The organism is Micromonospora sp. WMMB235 (assembly GCF_001855515.1).
Lineage (GTDB): Bacteria > Actinomycetota > Actinomycetes > Mycobacteriales > Micromonosporaceae > Micromonospora > Micromonospora aurantiaca.
This window is the reverse complement of the sequence record NZ_MDRX01000001.1, coordinates 83,421-101,120: the sequence shown is the minus strand read 5'-3', so window position 1 is coordinate 101,120 and position 17,700 is coordinate 83,421. Positions and strand designations below refer to the sequence as shown.

The 17,700-nt window shown below is 73.2% G+C and carries 14 protein-coding genes and 1 pseudogene; 8 read left to right on the top strand and 7 right to left on the bottom strand.

The window, feature by feature from the left end:
* Positions 1-60 precede the first annotated feature (60 nt).
* The 6 genes from BFV98_RS00465 to BFV98_RS00440 form a co-directional block, all read right to left on the bottom strand.
* A complete protein-coding gene (locus BFV98_RS00465; RefSeq protein ID WP_071094344.1) occupies positions 61-1,014 on the bottom strand; it encodes an NAD(P)-dependent alcohol dehydrogenase in 954 nt (317 codons plus the stop codon).
* Positions 1,015-1,143: 129 nt separating this feature from the next.
* Positions 1,144-1,902 carry a YwiC-like family protein gene (locus BFV98_RS00460; protein WP_071098698.1) on the bottom strand — a complete coding sequence of 253 codons (759 nt, stop codon included), beginning with the start codon at positions 1,900-1,902 and terminating at the stop codon, positions 1,144-1,146.
* Between the two features lie 5 nt (positions 1,903-1,907).
* Positions 1,908-3,260: a multicopper oxidase domain-containing protein gene (locus tag BFV98_RS00455; protein WP_071094343.1), complete on the bottom strand. Its 1,353-nt coding sequence runs from the start codon at positions 3,258-3,260 to the stop codon at positions 1,908-1,910.
* Positions 3,261-3,263: 3 nt separating this feature from the next.
* Positions 3,264-4,586, bottom strand: a complete 1,323-nt coding sequence (locus BFV98_RS00450) for a hypothetical protein (RefSeq protein ID WP_071094341.1) — start codon at positions 4,584-4,586, stop codon at positions 3,264-3,266.
* A complete protein-coding gene (locus tag BFV98_RS00445; RefSeq protein WP_071094338.1) occupies positions 4,586-5,713 on the bottom strand; it encodes a hypothetical protein in 1,128 nt (375 codons plus the stop codon). Before BFV98_RS00445 ends, BFV98_RS00450 begins: the two co-directional genes overlap by 1 nt.
* The gene (locus tag BFV98_RS00440) at positions 5,710-6,468 is read right to left on the bottom strand and encodes a helix-turn-helix domain-containing protein (RefSeq protein ID WP_262420890.1); all 759 of its coding nucleotides are present in this window, start codon (positions 6,466-6,468) and stop codon (positions 5,710-5,712) included. The genes BFV98_RS00445 and BFV98_RS00440 overlap by 4 nt, the downstream gene beginning before the upstream one ends.
* On the opposite strand from BFV98_RS00440, the gene BFV98_RS00435 reads away from it, so the two are divergent.
* Together BFV98_RS00435 and BFV98_RS00430 are read left to right on the top strand one after the other, a co-directional pair.
* A complete protein-coding gene (locus tag BFV98_RS00435) occupies positions 6,467-7,273 on the top strand; it encodes a DUF2249 domain-containing protein (protein ID WP_013287108.1) in 807 nt (268 codons plus the stop codon). The genes BFV98_RS00440 and BFV98_RS00435 overlap by 2 nt on opposite strands.
* 129 nt (positions 7,274-7,402) lie before the next feature.
* Positions 7,403-7,843 carry a hemerythrin domain-containing protein gene (locus BFV98_RS00430; RefSeq protein WP_047891999.1) on the top strand — a complete coding sequence of 147 codons (441 nt, stop codon included), beginning with the start codon at positions 7,403-7,405 and terminating at the stop codon, positions 7,841-7,843.
* Positions 7,844-7,892: 49 nt separating this feature from the next.
* Here BFV98_RS00430 and BFV98_RS31790 read toward each other — a convergent pair.
* Positions 7,893-8,067, bottom strand: a pseudogene (locus BFV98_RS31790) (radical SAM/SPASM domain-containing protein); the annotation flags it as partial.
* Positions 8,068-8,301: 234 nt separating this feature from the next.
* Here BFV98_RS31790 and BFV98_RS00425 point away from each other — a divergent pair.
* The 6 genes from BFV98_RS00425 to BFV98_RS00400 all read left to right on the top strand — a co-directional run bounded on the left by BFV98_RS00425 (position 8,302) and on the right by BFV98_RS00400 (position 17,601).
* A complete protein-coding gene (locus tag BFV98_RS00425) occupies positions 8,302-11,967 on the top strand; it encodes a nitrate reductase subunit alpha (protein WP_030268135.1) in 3,666 nt (1,221 codons plus the stop codon).
* Positions 11,967-13,664: a nitrate reductase subunit beta gene (gene narH / locus BFV98_RS00420; RefSeq protein ID WP_071094336.1), complete on the top strand. Its 1,698-nt coding sequence runs from the start codon at positions 11,967-11,969 to the stop codon at positions 13,662-13,664. Before BFV98_RS00425 ends, narH begins: the two co-directional genes overlap by 1 nt.
* Positions 13,661-14,281: a nitrate reductase molybdenum cofactor assembly chaperone gene (narJ, locus tag BFV98_RS00415; protein ID WP_030498889.1), complete on the top strand. Its 621-nt coding sequence runs from the start codon at positions 13,661-13,663 to the stop codon at positions 14,279-14,281. Before narH ends, narJ begins: the two co-directional genes overlap by 4 nt.
* Complete coding sequence (gene narI / locus BFV98_RS00410) at positions 14,278-15,039, top strand: respiratory nitrate reductase subunit gamma (RefSeq protein WP_071094334.1); 762 nt, start codon at positions 14,278-14,280, stop codon at positions 15,037-15,039. The genes narJ and narI overlap by 4 nt, the downstream gene beginning before the upstream one ends.
* Positions 15,036-16,331 (top strand): molybdopterin molybdotransferase MoeA, encoded by a 1,296-nt coding sequence (locus BFV98_RS00405; protein WP_071098696.1) that lies wholly within the window; start codon positions 15,036-15,038, stop codon positions 16,329-16,331. The genes narI and BFV98_RS00405 overlap by 4 nt, the downstream gene beginning before the upstream one ends.
* 127 nt (positions 16,332-16,458) lie before the next feature.
* Positions 16,459-17,601 carry a nitrate/nitrite transporter gene (locus tag BFV98_RS00400; RefSeq protein ID WP_174361801.1) on the top strand — a complete coding sequence of 381 codons (1,143 nt, stop codon included), beginning with the start codon at positions 16,459-16,461 and terminating at the stop codon, positions 17,599-17,601.
* Positions 17,602-17,700: the final 99 nt, after the last annotated feature.

Genomic DNA, 17,700 nt, shown 5'->3' with positions numbered 1-17,700 from the left:
CTCCCAGCCACGATGTTAGTAAAGACGGCTGTCAATGTAAATTGATACCGGCGTATCGGGTCAGACGACGGTCACGATGACTTTCCCGAGGGCTCGGCCCTCTCCGACGTGGGCCAACGCCTCGGGCACCTCATCGAGGGTGAAGGAACGGTCGATGTGGATGGTGAGGTCACCCGTGGCGCAGAGGTCGGCCACCGGTTCGAAATGCGTCGGCCCTTCCTTGACGGCGAGCACACCCAGGCGGCGGCGGGTGAGCCGGCCGGCCGCGGCACCGATCGTCAGTACGCGGAGCAACGCCGGGACCGAGCCGCCGACGCACCGGTAACGGCCGCCGGGGGCCAGTGCCCGGCGGTAGTCGAACACCGACCGGTGCGCGACCAGGTCGAGGATGAGGTCGTACGGGCCGCTGCGGGTGAAGTCCTGGCTGCGGTAGTCGATCACCTCGTCCGCGCCGACCGATCGCATGAAGTCGAGCTTGCCGGCGTTGTCGACGCCGGTCACCTCGGCGCCGAACTGTTTGGCAACCTGAATGGCGAATGAGCCCGATCCTCCGCCGGCACCGTTGATCAGGACCCGTTTTCCGGCTGCCGCGCCTTGAGTCCCTTGCCATGCGATGACTCCCGCCTGCGGAATCGCTGAGGCCTCGGCGTAGGTCAGGGCGGCGGGCTTGTGGGCCAGAACCGACTCGGGAGCAATCGCGTACTCGGCGAAGCCGCCCTTGAGCATGAGGTTGTCACCGTACACCGCGTCACCGGGCCGGAACCGGGTGACCGCCGGGCCGACCGCATCGACCCGGCCTGCGATGTCCGAACCGAGTGTCCGGCGTGCCGGTGAGCGCAGCCCACTGATGCGCGAATACAGCGGCGAGCCGCGCAGGGTCTCCCAATCGCTCAGGTTGACCGAGGTCGCTGCGATCTTGACGAGCACCTGCCGGCCGGTGGGAGACGGCTTGGAGACGTCCTCGATCCGTAACACATCCGGCGACCCGTACCGGTCGTACACAATCGCTTTCATCCACGCACCCCTAGCCCTTCACCCAGGCGCTCCGGCCGCACTATGCCCACGGCCTGCCGGCAACGGCCTCTTGGTAGCAGACAGAGACAAGGGACCAACCGCCTCCGAGTGGGGGACGTTGCGCAAGGATCAGAGCGTCGCCAGCACCCCGGCCAGAACGACCAGGCAGCACCCGATCTCGATCATCCCGACCTGCACAGGGCGGAGCCGGCGTGCCGGCAGCAGCGCGGCCCGGAGCAGGAGCAGCAGGAAGACCGGACCGAGCAGCACATCCAGCAGCCAGACCACGGCGGCCAGGGCGAGCACGTGGTATCCGACGGAGAGACGGAGGAAGCGGCTGTCACCGCGTTGCCGGATCATCGTCTTGACATAGAGGACAGTGCCGAACAAGTAGAGCAGGAGCACTGCGAAGGCCGGGGTGACCCGGGTGACGGACACACCGGCGATGGTCGCCGCGACGAAGACCAGCAGGCAGCTCTGCGCCACCGAGGCCAAGTCGTTGAGCAGGGCCCGTTCCCGGCGACGCCAGGCGTATCCGGCGTTGACCGCCAGCAGCGCGGCGTAGCCCGGGGCGTACCAGAGGACGGCGGGCCGGGCGAGCGCCACAGTCGCCGCGAGCGGCGCCGCCAGCAGGCCGTACACCAGCAGCTGGGGGGTGAAGCGGCTCGGCCGACGGCTCTTGATCGCCTGGAAGGCGTAATACGACAGCAGGTAGCCGGTCAGCCAGGCGCCGAGCAGCGGCAGGTGCGGCCAGCGCGGGCCGGCCAAGGCCACCCCCACGGTGTACGGCAGCAGGAGCATCGCCCACGCGCCGTGCTGGGGTGGGACGAACTGCCGCACGCGGCGGCGGCGCATCGCCGGGCGGTCGGCTACGACAGCGGTGTTCATGGTGGTCACCGGACCTCGAACAGGCCACGGGCGCCGCGCTCGGCGTCGACCATGGCGTGGCTGACGAACGGGTAGTGCCCGGCTGCGGGGAAGACCGTCTCCACGAAGCCGCCGCCGGCCGGGGTGAGGGACAGCACCTGGGCTCCGCCGGGGTCGGTCGGCCGGTTCTCCCAGTGCCCCTCCCGGTAGACGGTGTCGAACTGGGCGCCGACGATGTGGAACGAGCTGTCTCGGTTGGGGCCGGCGTCGAGCAGCCAGACTCGGACCCGTTCACCGGCCCGGGCGGGCAGCGGACGGTGCGTGTACTGGGCGGGGTAGCCGTTGAAGACGATGGCGTCGGGGCGCTCCGCCTGCATCGCGGCCAGGTCGCCGGGCTCGCCGTCCGGGCCGAGGTAGAACTCGGACTGGACGAGCACGTACTCGCGATCGACGCGGGGCAGGTCGGGCGGGTCGACGATGACCGCACCGTACATCCCGTTGCCGATGTGGTGCAGCATCGGCATGGTCGAGCAGTGGTACATCCAGACGCCGGCGCGGGTCGCGGTGAACCGGTAGGTCAGCCGCTGCCCGGGGTCGATCGGGCGCATCACCTCGTCCGGGGCGACGGCACCGGCGTGGAAGTCGATGCCGTGGTCCAGGGTGCCGTCGTTGACCAGGGTGATCTCGAAGGTGTCGCCGACCCGGCCGCGCAACACCGGGCCGGGCACGGTTCCGTCGAAGGTCCACAGCCGCTGCCGTACCCCGGGCGCGACCTCCCGGACGACTTCCCGGACGTGCAGCTCACGCCGGTGCAGCCGGCCGGGCGGCGCGGGCGGCGCGGTGGCGTCCCGGGCGACGAAGGCCGCGCCAGGGTCGGCCATGGCATCGAGGCGCGGCCTCGTCCCCTCCGTCGCCACGGCCGTCCCTGCCGGAGCGGTCACCGTGGCCCCCGTCGGGACGATCCGCAGTGTCATGCCGGCCTGCCGGTGGGCGGGCAGGGAGCACCAGCCCTCCACCGTCGTCCCGATCACGCCGGCGTCCAGCCGGGCGTCGCCGTCCCGCGTCAGCAGCGGTGTCTTCGCCCCGGAGGCCAGGACGAGGTCGTGGCGGCGGTTGTCCCGGTTGGTCAGCTCGATGACCAGTCGATCACCCCGGGGCACGTCGATCCGGTCGGGGTGGAAACGCATGCCGTCTGCGACCACTGTGACCGTGGTGGTGTGCCCGGTCGGAGTGACGGCGGTGGCGGCGGCGGGGACGGGTGCGTCACCGGAGACGCGTTGGGCGGCGACCCCGACGAGGACGGCGACGAGGACGAGGGCGAGACCCACGGCTGCTCCGCCGAGCGGGCGGGGCACGGGGGCGTCGGTGCGCGCGGACACGGGTTACCTCCGGGCGGTGAGCAGGACCCGCACGGCCGGCACGAGGAACTGCACCAGCGCGGCGAGGACCAGCAGTGAGGTGGTGATGCGGACGAACGGCGGGGTGGGCAGGACGAGGACCAGCAGGGCGGCGTTGGTCATCGCGACGCGCTGCGGGCCGTGCCGCTCCAGCAGGGCGGCGCGGCGGCGCACCGGCGCGGGTCCGCCGCCGAGCACCACGGGCAGCAGGTGGGTCAGGGCTCCGACGAGGACCTGGGCGACGAAGCCGACCAGCAGCGGGAGCAGCACCGCACCGAAGCGGTCGGCCGCGCCGGCCGGGTCCGCAGCGGGCAGCAGCGTCGCGGCGTCCACGGCGAGAGCGACCATCAGCCAGCCGCCGGCCGCGGCGAGCGACCAGGACGCGAACGCGTACGGGGGGCGGGTGCGCGCGACGGCCAGCGCGGGGCGCAGGGCGATCAGCGCGCCGAGGGCGAACAGGCTCAGCCCGGCCGCGGCGACGACCCGCCACCAGGCGAGCAGGCCGACGCCCAGCAGGACGAGTCCGGTCGTCGCCACCGGCAGCGCGACGGTGGCGGCGCGGACCGCACCGTCGGCCATCCGGGTACGCAGCACGGTGGGCCAGAGTGTCAGCAGCGTCCCGAGGACGGTCAGCGTCACCCAGCCGAGCAGGTTCACGTGCGCGTGGAACAGCAGCAGCCGGGGGCGCAGCGGGTCGTCGATCACCAGCATCCCGGCGCCGACCGGCACGCCGGCGAGCAGGGCCACGGTCGCCGCCAGGTAGTAGCGGACCGTGACGGAGAACCGGGCCGGCAGGGCGCGGCGCAGCCGGCGGGTGAGCGCGACGAGGTGGGCGGTCACCGCGACGAAGACCAGCGTAGCGCCCGCCACGCCCAGCCAGGGGCGGTCGGCCGTGCCGCCGGTCAGGACCGCCAGCACGCCCACGTTGAGCGCGGCCAGCCGGGCCGCCTCGGCGCGGCGGCGGTCCGGGGCGGGGGCACGCAGCACGGCGGCGGCGAAGTGGGCGCTCCACACCACGACGGCGTTGCTGACCGCACCGAGCAGCAGCAGGTGGACGGCCGTCCAGCGCCACGCAGGGAGGAACGGGTGGACGAAGGCGAGCACGACCAGCCCGGCCAGGTAGGCCAGCGGCAGCGCAGCGACCCGGCGGTGCCAGCCGGCCCGCCGAAGGCCCGCCGCCACGGCCGGAGCGGTCGCCGGGCCGGGGGCCGGGGCGGCGGGACCGGCCGACGCGACTGCCGAGACGGTCGGCCCGGCCCCCGGGCCCGAGGACGCGGTCGGGGCGGAGTCGCCGCGGGTGCCGGCCATCACCGCACCGCCGGCACGACCGGCGGGACGGCCGCCGTCCGGGTCCGCCGCCGGGCGGCGCGGACCAACGCGGCCACCACTCCGCCGACGAAACCGAGCACCGCCAGGACGTTGCCGACGCCGCCCCAGCGCCACCCGGCCGGCACGCCGAGCACGTCGCCGACCAGGACCCGGATCGTCAGGGTGGTGTGCAGCAGGGCGAGCGGGGCGTACAGCCACGGCCCGTAGGGCAGTGGGCGGCGAAGCACCGCCGGCAGGATCACCGGAGCGTGCGCGAAGATCATCGACATGGTGAAGCCCAGGAAGACCAGGTGCAGGGTGGCGTCGTAACGGGAGCCGCCGGTGACCGGCCCGGCACCGGCCCACAGCAGGCCGGCCAGCGCCAGCCAGGCGTACCCGGTGAGCAGGCCGACCGCGACGTAGCGGGGCAGGCCGACGGCGCGCACCGTGTGGCGGGCGACGTCGCAGACCACCAGCCAGGCCACCGTCGCGAGCAGGCCGACCCCGAAGAGGTACGCCCCGACGGCCGGCCAGAGCGCGGTGGCGGTGGCGCCGGCGGTCAGCATGCCGAGGGCGGCGAGGAACCAGCCGACGCCGTGCCGGGGCAGCGTGAGGTGAGCGAGTTCCAGACGCTCCCCGGCGATGGTGGCCACCACGAAGGTGGCCAGCCAGGGCACGATCTCCGGCACGCTGAGGCCGGCGAGCCAGAGCAGGGTAGCGGCGTACCAGCTCAGCGCGCCGGTGACCTGGGCCAGCAGCGCCGGGCCGGGCTGCCGCCACCACAGTCGCTGGTAGATCAGCAGCAGCAGCACCGAGGCGAGCATGAGCAGCAGCCGGCCGGGCAGGCTCGGCCCGGTCAGCACCAGCAGCACCGCTCCGGCGCCGGAGCAGGCGGGCGCGAGCAGGGCCCACCGGGTGCCGAGGGCCACCGCGCGTTCCAGCGCCACCAGGGTGCCGACGAAGCCCAGCACCATCAGCGGGCCGTGCACCTGCTCCAGTGGGACGTGAGGCGCGGGCACCGGCAGGCCGAGCAGCAGCAGGGCGGCGTAGAGACCGCTCACCAGGGCGAAGCCGCCCGCGGCGAGGACGGGGAGCCGCCACTGTACGGCGATCGGCCGTGGGTTCATGCCGGCTCTTCGGTGATATTCGGCAGGGCCAGCCGCACCACGCAGGCGTCGGGTGCGCCGAAGGGTTCGAGCACGGCGCCGGCCGGTGAGGCACCGGCGTGTTCGAGCGTGCCGCGGACCACGCCGACGTGCAGGGCGCAGATCGCGTCGGGGTTGCGGTTGACCAGCTCCAGGAAGGGACAGGTGTGCAGGTGGATCTCGGTCGCCCCGTCGGCCGTCCGGTGTCGGCGGGGACTGAAGCCCAGCCCGCGCAGGACGTCGAGCAGCGTATCGACCGGCTCCCTGCCGGGCGGGGTGGCGGCGGCGAGGTGGCGTCCCCAGTCCTGGCCGGCGCGGGTGGCCTCCGCTCGGACGTCGCCGTGGCCACGCCGCGACAGGTGGTCGAGCAGGGCGGCGGCGAGTGCCCGGTACGGCGCGGGGGCCGGGGCCTCCGCGACGGCCACCCGGTAGCGCCACGCCGGCCGTCCGGGCTGGCCCCCACTGGCCCGCGCCTTGACCAGCAGTCCTGCGTCGACCAGGCGGTCGAGGTGGGCGCGGGCGGTGGACAGGTGCAGGCCCGTCCGCTCCCCCACCTCGGCGATCGTCATGCCGGCGCCGGCGGCGCGCACGAGCTCCAGGATCGAGGCCCGGCTGGCGGTGCCGAGAGCCCGGTGGCGCTGCGGGTCGATGGTCTCGCCGACCGGCCCTGTTCTCGGGGTTTCCACGTTAGATAACGTTACAACGTCGTTCAACCGCAAAACCCTGGAGGGTTCCATGTCCGCCTCACGCTCCCCGGCCGACCGCGAGGCCGCGCAGGCCGTCGTCCGGCACCACGCCCAGCTCGCCGCCGACCTCGACCGGCACGTCGGAAACCTGCTGACCGCGGCCGACCAGGGTGACGCCGCCGGGGCGCTCCGGCACCGTGACGAACTGCTCCGATGGCTCCGCGACGAACTGCTGCCGCACGCGCACGCCGAGGAGGACTCCCTCTACGCCGCCGCCGGTGAGCGGGCCGAGGGTGCGCTGCTGGTCCGGGGCATGCTCGACGAGCACCAGGCGATCACCGGCCTGGTCGCCGAGCTGGAGACCGGCAACCGGCCGGTACGCCTCGCCGGCACCGCGCGCGCCCTCGCCGCGCTCTTCGCCGTCCACCTGGCCAAGGAGAACGACCTGGTCGTCCCGCTGCTGGTGGACGCGGCCGACGTCTCGCTGGCGAAGTTGCTGGAGGGGATGCACGATCTGCTCGGCTCCTCGGAAAGCTCGAATGGCGGCGGTTGCGGCGGGGGTGGCTGCGGCTGCGGTGGTGACCGGGCACCGGCCGACGCGCCGGCCCCGACCCTCACCATCGATCCCCGGCTGGACGTCCGGCAGCTCCCGCACGACCAGCGCCACGCGCGGGTGCTGGCGGCGCTGGAGGCGCTGCCGGCCGGTGGAGCGCTGGTGCTGGTCGCCCCGCACGCACCCCGCCCGCTGCTGGCCGAGGTCGCAGCCCGCTACGGCGACGGCATGACCAGCGAGTGGCTGCAGGACGGGCCGGACGTGTGGCAGATCCGGCTCTCCCGCCGGCCGGTGACGGTCTGAGCAGTCTGTCGGTGCCAGGGCGGTGGGGATCAGGGCCCGCCGTCCCGGCGTACCGGGCCGTCCGGCCCTGCTGACGGAGGTTGCCGGTGCGCACGATGGAGTCGCCCACCCTCGTGGTCAGGAGACGAAGTGTGCAACTACTGCGGCTGTCGGGAGTTCCCGCTGATCGGCCGGCTCTCGGCCGAGCACGAGGCGATCGCGAACGCGGCCGGCCGGCTGCGCGGCGCGGTGCGGGCCGCCGGCCCGGACGCCCTGGTGGCGCTGGACGCGCTGCTGGCGCTGCTGATGCCGCACACCTCCACTGAGGAGGACGGCCTCTTCGTGGAGCTGCGGGCCGAGGGCAGCCTGGCCGGGGCGGTGGCGAAGCTCTGCGCGGAGCACGACGACATCCACGGCGTGCTCGGCGGCGTCGACCGGGCCGACCCGGACTGGCCCGCAGTGCTGGCCGCCCTGGACCGGCTCCACCGGCACATCGACAACGAGGAGCACGGTCTCTTCCCGGCCGCGGTGATCGCGCTGCCGATCCCGGCCTGGGACCGGATCACCCCGGCGGAGGCGGCAGCCAGGTGAGCCGGCCCGGATGTCGGCCGCTGCCGACGCCGCCCCGCGGCTACCGGCGGTGCGCCTCGGTGGTCTTGACCGGCACGGTCTCGCCGAGGTCGTAGAGAGCGTCGAGCACGTCCTCGGTCTGCCCGCGTCGCGGCCGCCCAGCGCGGCGCCCCACCCGGCCGGCACCAGGAAGAGCACGCTCCACAGTGGCCCCGGTCCCGGACCTGCCCGGCGATCTCCGGCAGGGTGACACCGAGACGGCCGGGCCCCGCTCCGTGCCCCGCCGGTGACCGCCCGACCGGGCCCGAAGTCCCGCCACGGACCCGCAGGTACAAAGCCGATGATCTCGGGACCTTCGGCCCGGTTTCCCGAGGTTGTACGTCGGCACCATGGCCAGGACGCCCTCGCTCGGGGTTGCACTCCGGCGCATCTGCCGAGAACGTGGGGCAGTACGGCCATCTATCGAAGGAATGAGGCGTATGTCGCGAGCCACCGATAGTGCGGGGCGGGCGCTGCTGGCCGTGGGCGGCCTCGTACGCCGGGCCGAGGTCTCCGCCGACGGCCGGACATTGCACCAGATCGGCGGCCGGGAGGCGGACGCCTTCTACCGGGACCGCTGGTCCTACGACAAGGTGGTGCGCTCCACGCACGGGGTGAACTGCACCGGCTCGTGCTCCTGGAAGGTGTACGTCAAGGACGGCATCATCACCTGGGAGCAGCAGCAGACCGACTACCCGAGCGTCGGGCCGGACCGGCCGGAGTACGAGCCTCGGGGCTGCCCCCGGGGTGCCGCCTTCTCCTGGTACACCTACTCCCCCACCCGGGTGCGCTACCCGTACGCGCGGGGCGTGCTGGTGGAGATGTACCGGGAGGCCAGGGGCCGCCTCGGTGATCCGGTGGCCGCGTGGGCGGACATCCAGGGCGACCCGGAACGACGCCGCCGCTACCAGAAGGCCCGCGGCAAGGGCGGCCTGGTGCGGATCACCTGGGACGAGGCGCAGGAGATGGTCGCCGCCGCGCACGTGCACGCGATCGCCGAGTACGGCCCGGACCGGGTCGCCGGCTTCTCCCCCATCCCGGCCATGTCGATGGTGTCGCACGCCGTCGGCGCCCGGTTCCTGTCCCTGCTCGGCGGCTCGATGCTGTCGTTCTACGACTGGTACGCCGACCTGCCGGTGGCCTCCCCGCAGGTCTTCGGCGACCAGACCGACGTGCCCGAGTCCGGGGACTGGTGGGACGCCTCCTACTTCGTCATGTGGGGCTCCAACGTCCCGGTGACCCGCACGCCGGACGCACACTGGATGGCCGAGGCGCGCTACCGGGGGCAGAAGGTCGTGGTGGTCAGCCCCGACTTCGCCGACAACGTCAAGTTCGCCGACGAGTGGATGCCCGCCCAGCCGGGCACCGACGGCGCCCTGGCGATGGCGATGGGGCACGTCATCCTCAAGGAGTTCTTCGTCGACCGGCGCACCCCACGCTTCGTCGACTACGTCCGCAGGTTCACCGACCTGCCGTTCCTGGTCACCCTGGAGCCGGGTGCCGACGGGGCGTACCGGCCGGGCAAGTTCCTCACCGCCGACGACCTGGGCGAGACGGACAAGGAGGCGGCCTTCCGGACGGTGCTCTGGGACTCGGCCACCGACGCTCCCGCCGTGCCGCGGGGCAGCCTCGGCCACCGTTGGGGCGAGCAGCAGGGCCAGTGGAACCTGGACCTGGGCGACCTGGAGCCGGCGCTGACCTGCCTCGGGGCGGGCGACGCGGTGGAGGTGGAGCTGCCTCGGTTCGACACCGACACCCCGCAGGCGCTGCGCCGGGGCGTGCCGACCCGCACGGTGCGGGGCCAGTTGGTGACCAGCGTCTTCGACCTGGTGCTGGCCCAGTACGGGGTGGGCCGCGACGGCCTGCCGGGCCAGTGGCCGACCGGGTACGACGACGTCGAGGCGCCGTACACGCCGGCGTGGCAGGAGCCGGTCACCGGGGTGCCGGCGGCGCAGGTGGCCCGGGTGGCGCGGGAGTTCGCCGACAACGCGGACCGCTCCGGCGGACGGTCGATGATCCTGCTCGGCGCCGGCACGAACCACTGGTTCCACTCCGACGCCACCTACCGGGCGATCCTGGCGCTGGTCACCCTCACCGGCTGCCAGGGGGTCAACGGCGGCGGCTGGGCGCACTACGTGGGGCAGGAGAAGTGCCGCCCGGCGACCGGCTGGGCGCAGCTCGCGTTCGGCCTGGACTGGGTCCGCCCGCCCCGGCAGATGATCGGCACCGCCTTCTGGTACGTGCACACCGACCAGTGGCGCTACGACACCTACTCCGCCGACGTGGTCTCCTCCCCCACCGGCACCGGCGCGTTCGCCGGCAAGCACACCATGGACCTGCTGGCCCAGTCGGCCCGCTCGGGGTGGATGCCGTCGATGCCCACCTTCGACCGCAGCCCGCTCGACCTGGCCGACGAGGCCCTCGCCGCCCGGCCGGACGACCCGGCGGGCTGGGTGGCCGAGCGGCTCGGCGAGGGCGACGTGAAGTTCGCCTGCACCGACCCGGACGCGCCGGAGAACTGGCCACGGGTGCTGACCGTCTGGCGGGCCAACCTGCTCGGCTCGTCGGCCAAGGGCAACGAGTACTTCCTGCGGCACCTGCTCGGCACCGACGCGAACCTGCGCGCCGAGGAGGCGCCGGAGGAGTTGCGGCCCAAGGACGTGACCTGGCGGGAGGAGGCCCCGGAGGGCAAGCTCGACCTGCTGCTGAGCCTGGACTTCCGGATGACCTCCACGACGCTCTTCTCCGACATCGTGCTGCCCGCCGCCACCTGGTACGAGAAGCACGACCTGAGCAGTACCGACATGCACCCGTTCGTGCACGCCTTCACCCCGGCGATCAACCCGCCGTGGCAGACCCGGACCGACTTCGACGCCTTCCACGGCATCGCGAAGGCGTTCTCCACGCTCGCCGGGCCGCGGCTGGGCGTACGCAAGGACCTGGTCGCGGCGCCGCTGCTGCACGACACCCCGGACGCGATGGCGACCCCGCACGGCCGGGTCCGCGACTGGGCGGCGACCGGGGAGACCCCGGTGCCGGGCCGGACCATGCCGAAACTGGTGGTGGTCGAGAGGGACTACGGCGCGATCGCCGACAAGATGGCCGCGCTCGGGCCGCTGATGGACACCCTCGGCACCACCGGCAAGGGCTTCTCGGTCGACGTGCGGCCGGAGGTCGAGTATCTGCGCCACAAGAACGGTGAGGTGCGCGGCGGCGCCGCGGACGGGCGGCCGTCGCTGGCGAAGGACACGCACGCCTGCGAGGCGATCCTGGCGCTGTCGGGCACCACCAACGGGCGGGTCGCCACCGCGGGCTTCCGGGACGTGGAGAAGCGCACCGGGGTACGCCTGGCGGACCTGGCTGCCGAGCACGAGGGCAAGCAGATCACCTTCGCCGACACCCAGTCCCGCCCGGTGCCGGTGATCACCAGCCCGGAGTGGTCGGGCAGCGAGCACGGCGGCCGGCGCTACTCCCCGTTCACCATCAACACCGAGCGGCTCAAGCCCTGGCACACGCTCACCGGCCGGCAGCACTTCTTCCTCGACCACGACTGGATGCACGAGGCCGGCGAGGCGCTGCCGATCTTCCGGCCGCCGTTGGACATGCACAAGCTCTTCGGCGAACCGAGACTCGGCCGCAACGGGGAGCTGGAGATCACCGTCCGCTACCTCACCCCGCACTCGAAGTGGTCCATCCACTCCGAGTACCAGGACAACCTGATCATGCTCACGCTGTCCCGGGGCGGGCCGACGATGTGGATGAGCGAGGCCGACGCGGCGAAGATCGGCGTCCGGGACAACGAGTGGATCGAGGCGGTCAACCGCAACGGCGTGGTGGTCTGCCGGGCCGTGGTGACGCACAAGATGCCCGAGGGCACGGTCTACATGTACCACGCCCAGGAACGGGTGATCGACGTGCCCAAGTCGGAGACCAACGGCCGGCGCGGCGGCATCCACAACTCGCTGACCCGGCTGCTGGTCAAGCCCACCCACCTCATCGGCGGGTACGCGCAGCTGTCCTTCGCGTTCAACTACCTCGGCCCGACCGGCAACCAACGCGACGAGGTCACCGTGATCCGCCGCCGCTCCCAGGAGGTGCAGTACTGATGCGGGTCATGGCACAGATGGCGATGGTGATGAACCTCGACAAGTGCATCGGCTGCCACACCTGCTCGGTCACCTGCAAGCAGGCGTGGACCAACCGCTCCGGCGTCGAGTACGTCTGGTTCAACAACGTGGAGACCCGCCCCGGGCAGGGCTACCCGCGCACCTACGAGAACCAGGAGCGCTGGCAGGGCGGCTGGGTGCGGACCCGCTCCGGCAAGCTCAAGCCACGCTCCGGTGGCCGGGTGAAGAAGATGTTCAGCATCTTCGCCAACCCGAAGCTGCCGTCCATGCAGGACTACTACGAGCCGTGGACGTACGACTACGAGCACCTGATCAACGCGCCGGCCGGCGAGGACACCCCGGTGGCCCGGCCGAAGTCGCTGCTCACCGGCCAGGATACGAAGATCACCTGGAGCGCCAACTGGGACGACTCGCTCGCCGGCGGCAACGAGATCGCCGCCGGTGACCCGGTGCTGGCGAAGGTCTCCGGCCAGGTGAAGCAGGAGTTCGAGAAGACCTTCATGTTCTTCCTGCCGCGCATCTGCGAGCACTGCCTCAACCCGTCCTGCGCGGCCTCCTGCCCGTCGGGGGCGATCTACAAGCGGGCCGAGGACGGCATCGTGCTGGTCGACCAGGACCGCTGCCGGGGCTGGCGGATGTGCGTGACCGGCTGCCCCTACAAGAAGGTCTACTTCAACCACCGCACCGGCAAGGCCGAGAAGTGCACCTTCTGCTTCCCGCGCATCGAGATCGGCCAGCCCACCATCTGCTCCGAGACCTGCGTGGGGCGGCTGCGCTACCTCGGGCTGATGCTCTACGACGCCGACCGCGTCGCCGAGGCCGCCGCCATCGCCGACGAACACGACCTGTACGACGCGCAGCGGTCGGTCTTCCTCGACCCGCACGACCCGGCCGTGGTCGCCGCCGCCCGCGAGGCCGGCATCCCGGACGACTGGATCGACGCCGCGCAGCGCTCGCCGATCTGGGACCTGATCATGCGCTACGAGGTGGCGCTGCCGCTGCACCCGGAGTACCGGACCATGCCGATGGTCTGGTACATCCCGCCGCTGTCGCCGGTGGCCGACGCGCTGCGCGAGACCGGCCACGACGCGGAGGAGGCCGGCAACCTCTTCGGGGCCATCGACGCGCTGCGCATCCCGGTGGAGTACCTCGCCGAGCTCTTCACCGCCGGCGACCCGGAGCCGGTGCGCGGGGTGCTGAACCGGCTCGCCGCGATGCGCGCCTACCAGCGCCGGATCAACCTGGGCGAGGAGCGCGACGAGTCCATCGCCGCCGCGGTCGGCATGACCGGCGCGGAGATGGACGAGATGTACCGGCTGCTCGCCATCGCCAAGTACGAGCAGCGGTACGTCATCCCCGCCGCGCACGCTGAGGACGCACACCGGCTGGAGAAGATCGCCACCGAGTGCAGCCTCGATTACGAGGGCGGCCCCGGGATGGGCGGCGGCGGCCCGTACGGCCAGGGGCCCTTCGGGGAGTCCTCCGGCACGCCGGTGCCGGTCCAGGTGGAGACCTTCCACATGCTGCGCGACCGGCAGACCGCGGAGGGCTTCACCGACCCGGGCGACGAACCCCGCCGGGTCAACCTGCTCAACTGGGACGGCAAGGGCAGCCCGAAGGGCCTCTTCCCGCCCCGCAGCCGCGAATCCGCACCCGTCGACGGAGGTAACCCGTGAGCCGGCCGACCTGGCGGGCGGTGGCCGCCCGCGCGGCGTCCCTGCTGCTGCGCTATCCCGAAGAGGAGGTCCTCGCAGCGCTGCCCACCGTGCGGGCCGCGCTCGACGGCCTGCCGGCCGAGGTCGCCCGGCCGCTGCGCGAGGTGGTCGCCCACCGGGAAGCCGCCGCGCCGGTCGACCTGCGGACCGCCTACGTGGAGGTGTTCGACTTCCGGCGCCGCTGCTGCCTGCACCTGACGTACTACACCTGCGGCGACACCCGTCGCCGGGGTGAGGCGCTGGTCGACTTCGCCGCCGCGTACAAGGCGGCCGGACTGACCGTCGTCGACGGCGAGCTGCCCGACTTCCTGCCCGCTGTCCTCGACCTGGCCGCCGCCGACGACGACGGGTGGCGGCTGCTGCGGGAGAACCGCGTCGGCCTCGACCTGCTGGTCGAGGCGCTGGGGCGGGAGAAGTCGGTGTACCGGCAGGCCGTCGCCGCCGTCCGGGAGATGCTGCCGCCCGCCCAGCCCGGGGACATCGCCGCCGCCGCCCGGCTGGCCCGCACCGGGCCGCCGGTGGAGCAGGTCGGACTCGAACCATTCGGACTGGTCGACACGACTGGAGGACGCCGATGAACATCCTGCTGTGGGTGGTGTACCCGTACCTGTCGATCGCGATCCTCGTCGGCGGCCTGATCTGGCGCCACCGCTACGACAAGTTCGGCTGGACGACCCGATCCTCCCAGCTCTACGAGAGCAGCATCCTGCGGTGGGGCAGCCCGCTGTTCCACTTCGGAGTGCTGATGGTCCTGATCGGACACATCGGTGGCCTGGTGGTCCCGAAGTCCTGGACCGAAGCGGTCGGCGTCACCGAGCACACCTACCACCTCATGGCCGTGTTCATCGGCACGGTGGCCGGCTTCTGCACCCTGATCGGGCTGGGCATCCTGATCGCCCGCCGCCGGTTGACCGGGCCGGTCTTCGCCGCCACCACCCGCAACGACAAGGCGATGTACGTGGTGCTGGCGGGGGTGATCGTGCTGGGCCTCTGGGCCACGGTGCGGGCCAACGTCGCCGGCCCCGGCTACGACTACCGGGAGACCATCTCCCCGTGGTTCCGGTCGCTGTTCTACCTCCGCCCGGACCCCGAGATCATGGCCGGCGTCCCGGTGGGCTTCCAGATCCACATCCTGGCCGCCTTCGCGCTCTTCGCGTTCTGGCCGTTCACCCGCCTCGTCCATGCGTTCAGCGCTCCGGTCGGCTACGCCACCCGCCCCTACGTCGTCTACCGCAGCCGGGACGACCGGCCCGGACTGCGGCCGACCCGCCCCGGATGGGAGGGGCCGCCCCAGCTGCCCACCCCGCGCGGCGGTCGGACCCGCTCACGCCGGTGACCACCGCACCGCACCACACCGGCAGTCACCATTCGTCCCGACCCGCGACGGAGTGGGCCGCGGCGCGGGCGCTGGCCCACCGGCTCCCCGCTCCCCTGCCCGCGGAGTCGGTACCGCTGGCCTCCGCCGCCGGCCGGACCCTCGCGGCGCCACTGGTCGCGGCGGTCCCGCTGCCCGGGTTCGACAACTCCGCGATGGACGGATACGCGGTGCGCGGTCCGGGCCCGTGGCGGGTGGTCGGCCAGATCCTGGCCGGTCGCACCCACGCCGTCGCGCCCCTGGTCGAGGGGACCGCCGTAGAGGTGGCCACCGGCGCTCCCGTCCCGGGCCGGGCGGACCGGGTCGTGCCCTACGAGATCGCCGACCGGATCGGTGACGTCCTGCGGGCGGTGCCGGGCGACCGTCGGCACATCCGGTGCGCGGGCGAGTACGCCGCCCGCGGTCAGGAACTGGTGCCCGCGGGTTCGCCGGTCACGCCGGCGGTGCTGGGGCTGGCCGCGAGCGTCGGCCTCGACCACCTAACCGTCCGGGCCCGACCCCGGGCCCGCCTGTTGATCAGCGGCGACGAGGTGGTCCACGCCGGCCGTCCCCCGTGGGGCAGGGTCCGGGACGCGATCGGCCCGATGCTGGCCCCGCTGCTGTCCGCCTGGGGAGCGGACCTCCTCGGTCCGCGGATGGTCGGCGACCAGCCCGACTGGTTCGCCGAGGCGATCGCGGACAGCACGCGAGACGCCGACGTGACGGTCGTCTGCGGGGCGTCCTCCGTCGGCCCGGCGGACGGGCTGCACGCGTCGCTGCGGCACCTCGGGGCCGTGGCGCACGTGGACGGGGTGCGGTGCCGGCCCGGGCACCCACAGGTCCTGGCCCAGGCCGGGGCCCGCTGGATCGCCGGCCTGCCGGGCAACCCGTACGCGGCGCTGGTCGCCGCGCTCACCCTGATCGACCCGCTGCTCACCGGGCTGGCCGGACGGCCGCCGGCCGATCTGGACACCGCCGTCCTCACCGATCCGTTGCGCCTCGACGAGCGGAACACCCGGATCGTGCCGGTCCGGCGCGGCGCGCGGGGCCTGCGGCTGGTCGACGGGGCGCACCCGGGATACCTGGGCGCGGCGGCGGACGCCGACGCGCTGGCCGTGGTGCCGCCCGGTTGGCGCCCCGGCACCCCGGTCGGTCTGCTCACCCTGCCGTGGCAGGTGGGACGTCCTCCTGGGCCGGGTCTTCCGGCCCTGCCGGGGTGGGTTGGCTCGAGCGAGGCTCGTACCGGTGAAGCGGACCGCCGAATTCCCCTTTGACGCCGCGACAGCAGCACGACGATCCCGACGGAGTTGAACGATGACCAGCATCCGTGACCGGCAAGCCGGGTCCACCGCCCCGGTCGGGCGTCCCGAGGCCACCTCCGGCGCCGCCCTCCAGCTAGCCATGGCCACCCTCGGCTTCCTGGTGAACTTCTGGGCATGGGCCCTGCTCGGTCCGCTGGGCCCCGGCATCAAGGAACGGCTGGGGCTCGGCTTCGCCGCGCAGTCCCTGCTCGTCGCGGTGCCGGTGATCGTGGGCTCGCTGGGCCGCATCCCGGTCGGCGCGCTCACCGACCGGTACGGGGCCCGGGTAGTCTTCCCGCTGGTCACCGTCGCCACCATCGTGCCGGTGCTGACCCTCACCACGGTCTCCTCCTACCCGGCGCTGATCGTGACCGGCTTCTTCCTCGGCATCGGCGGCACCGCCTTCGCCGTCGGCGTCCCGCTGGTGTCCGGCTGGTATCCGCCGGCCCGGCGCGGCTTCGCCATCGGCGTGTTCGGTGTCGGCATGGGTGGCACCGCGATCGCCAACTTCACCACCGTCCGGCTGGCCGACGCCTACGGGGAGCGGGCCCCGTTCCTGCTGGTCGCGGCGATCCTGGCGGCGTACGCGGTGCTGTCGTTCCTGCTGCTGCGCGACGCGCCGGGCCCGGCCCGGCCCACCGGGTCGGCCTGGCAGCGGCTCGCCGGCGTCGCCCGGCTGACCGTCACCTGGCAGCTGTGCTTCCTGTACGCGGTCGGGTTCGGCGGGTTCGTGGCCTTCAGCGTGTACCTGCCGGCGTACCTGCGCACCGCCTACGGGCTCAGTGCCGCGGACGGTGCGCTGCGGACCGCCGGGTTCGTCGTGCTCGCCGTGCTGGCCCGCCCGGTGGGCGGCTGGCTCTCCGACCGGCTACACCCCGTGCCGGTGCTGGTGTGGTGCTTCTCCGGGGTGGCCGGGTTCGCCGTCGTGCAGGCCTTCCAGCCGGCCCTGATGCCGGTGGCCACGGTCGCGCTGCTCGGCATGGCGGTGCTGCTCGGCGCGGCCAGCGGCGCGGTGTTCGCCTTGGTCGGCAAGGTCGCCCCCGCCGACCAGGTGGGCGCGGTCACCGGGCTGGTCGGGGCCGCCGGCGGGCTCGGCGGGTTCGTGCCGCCGCTGATCATGGGCTGGGTGTACGGGTCGCAGGGCTCCTACGCCATCGGGCTGATGCTGCTCTCCGACGTGGCGCTGGCCGCCGCGGTGTTCACCGCGGTGAAGATGGGAGGCCTGGCCCGCCGCGCCGGTTGACGGTCTCGGTACGGCCTGACCGGCGCCACACCGGTCGGGCCAGGCACGACAAAGCTGAATCCGGGTGAACGCCAGCCCCGTGCCGAGCCGCCGTGATAA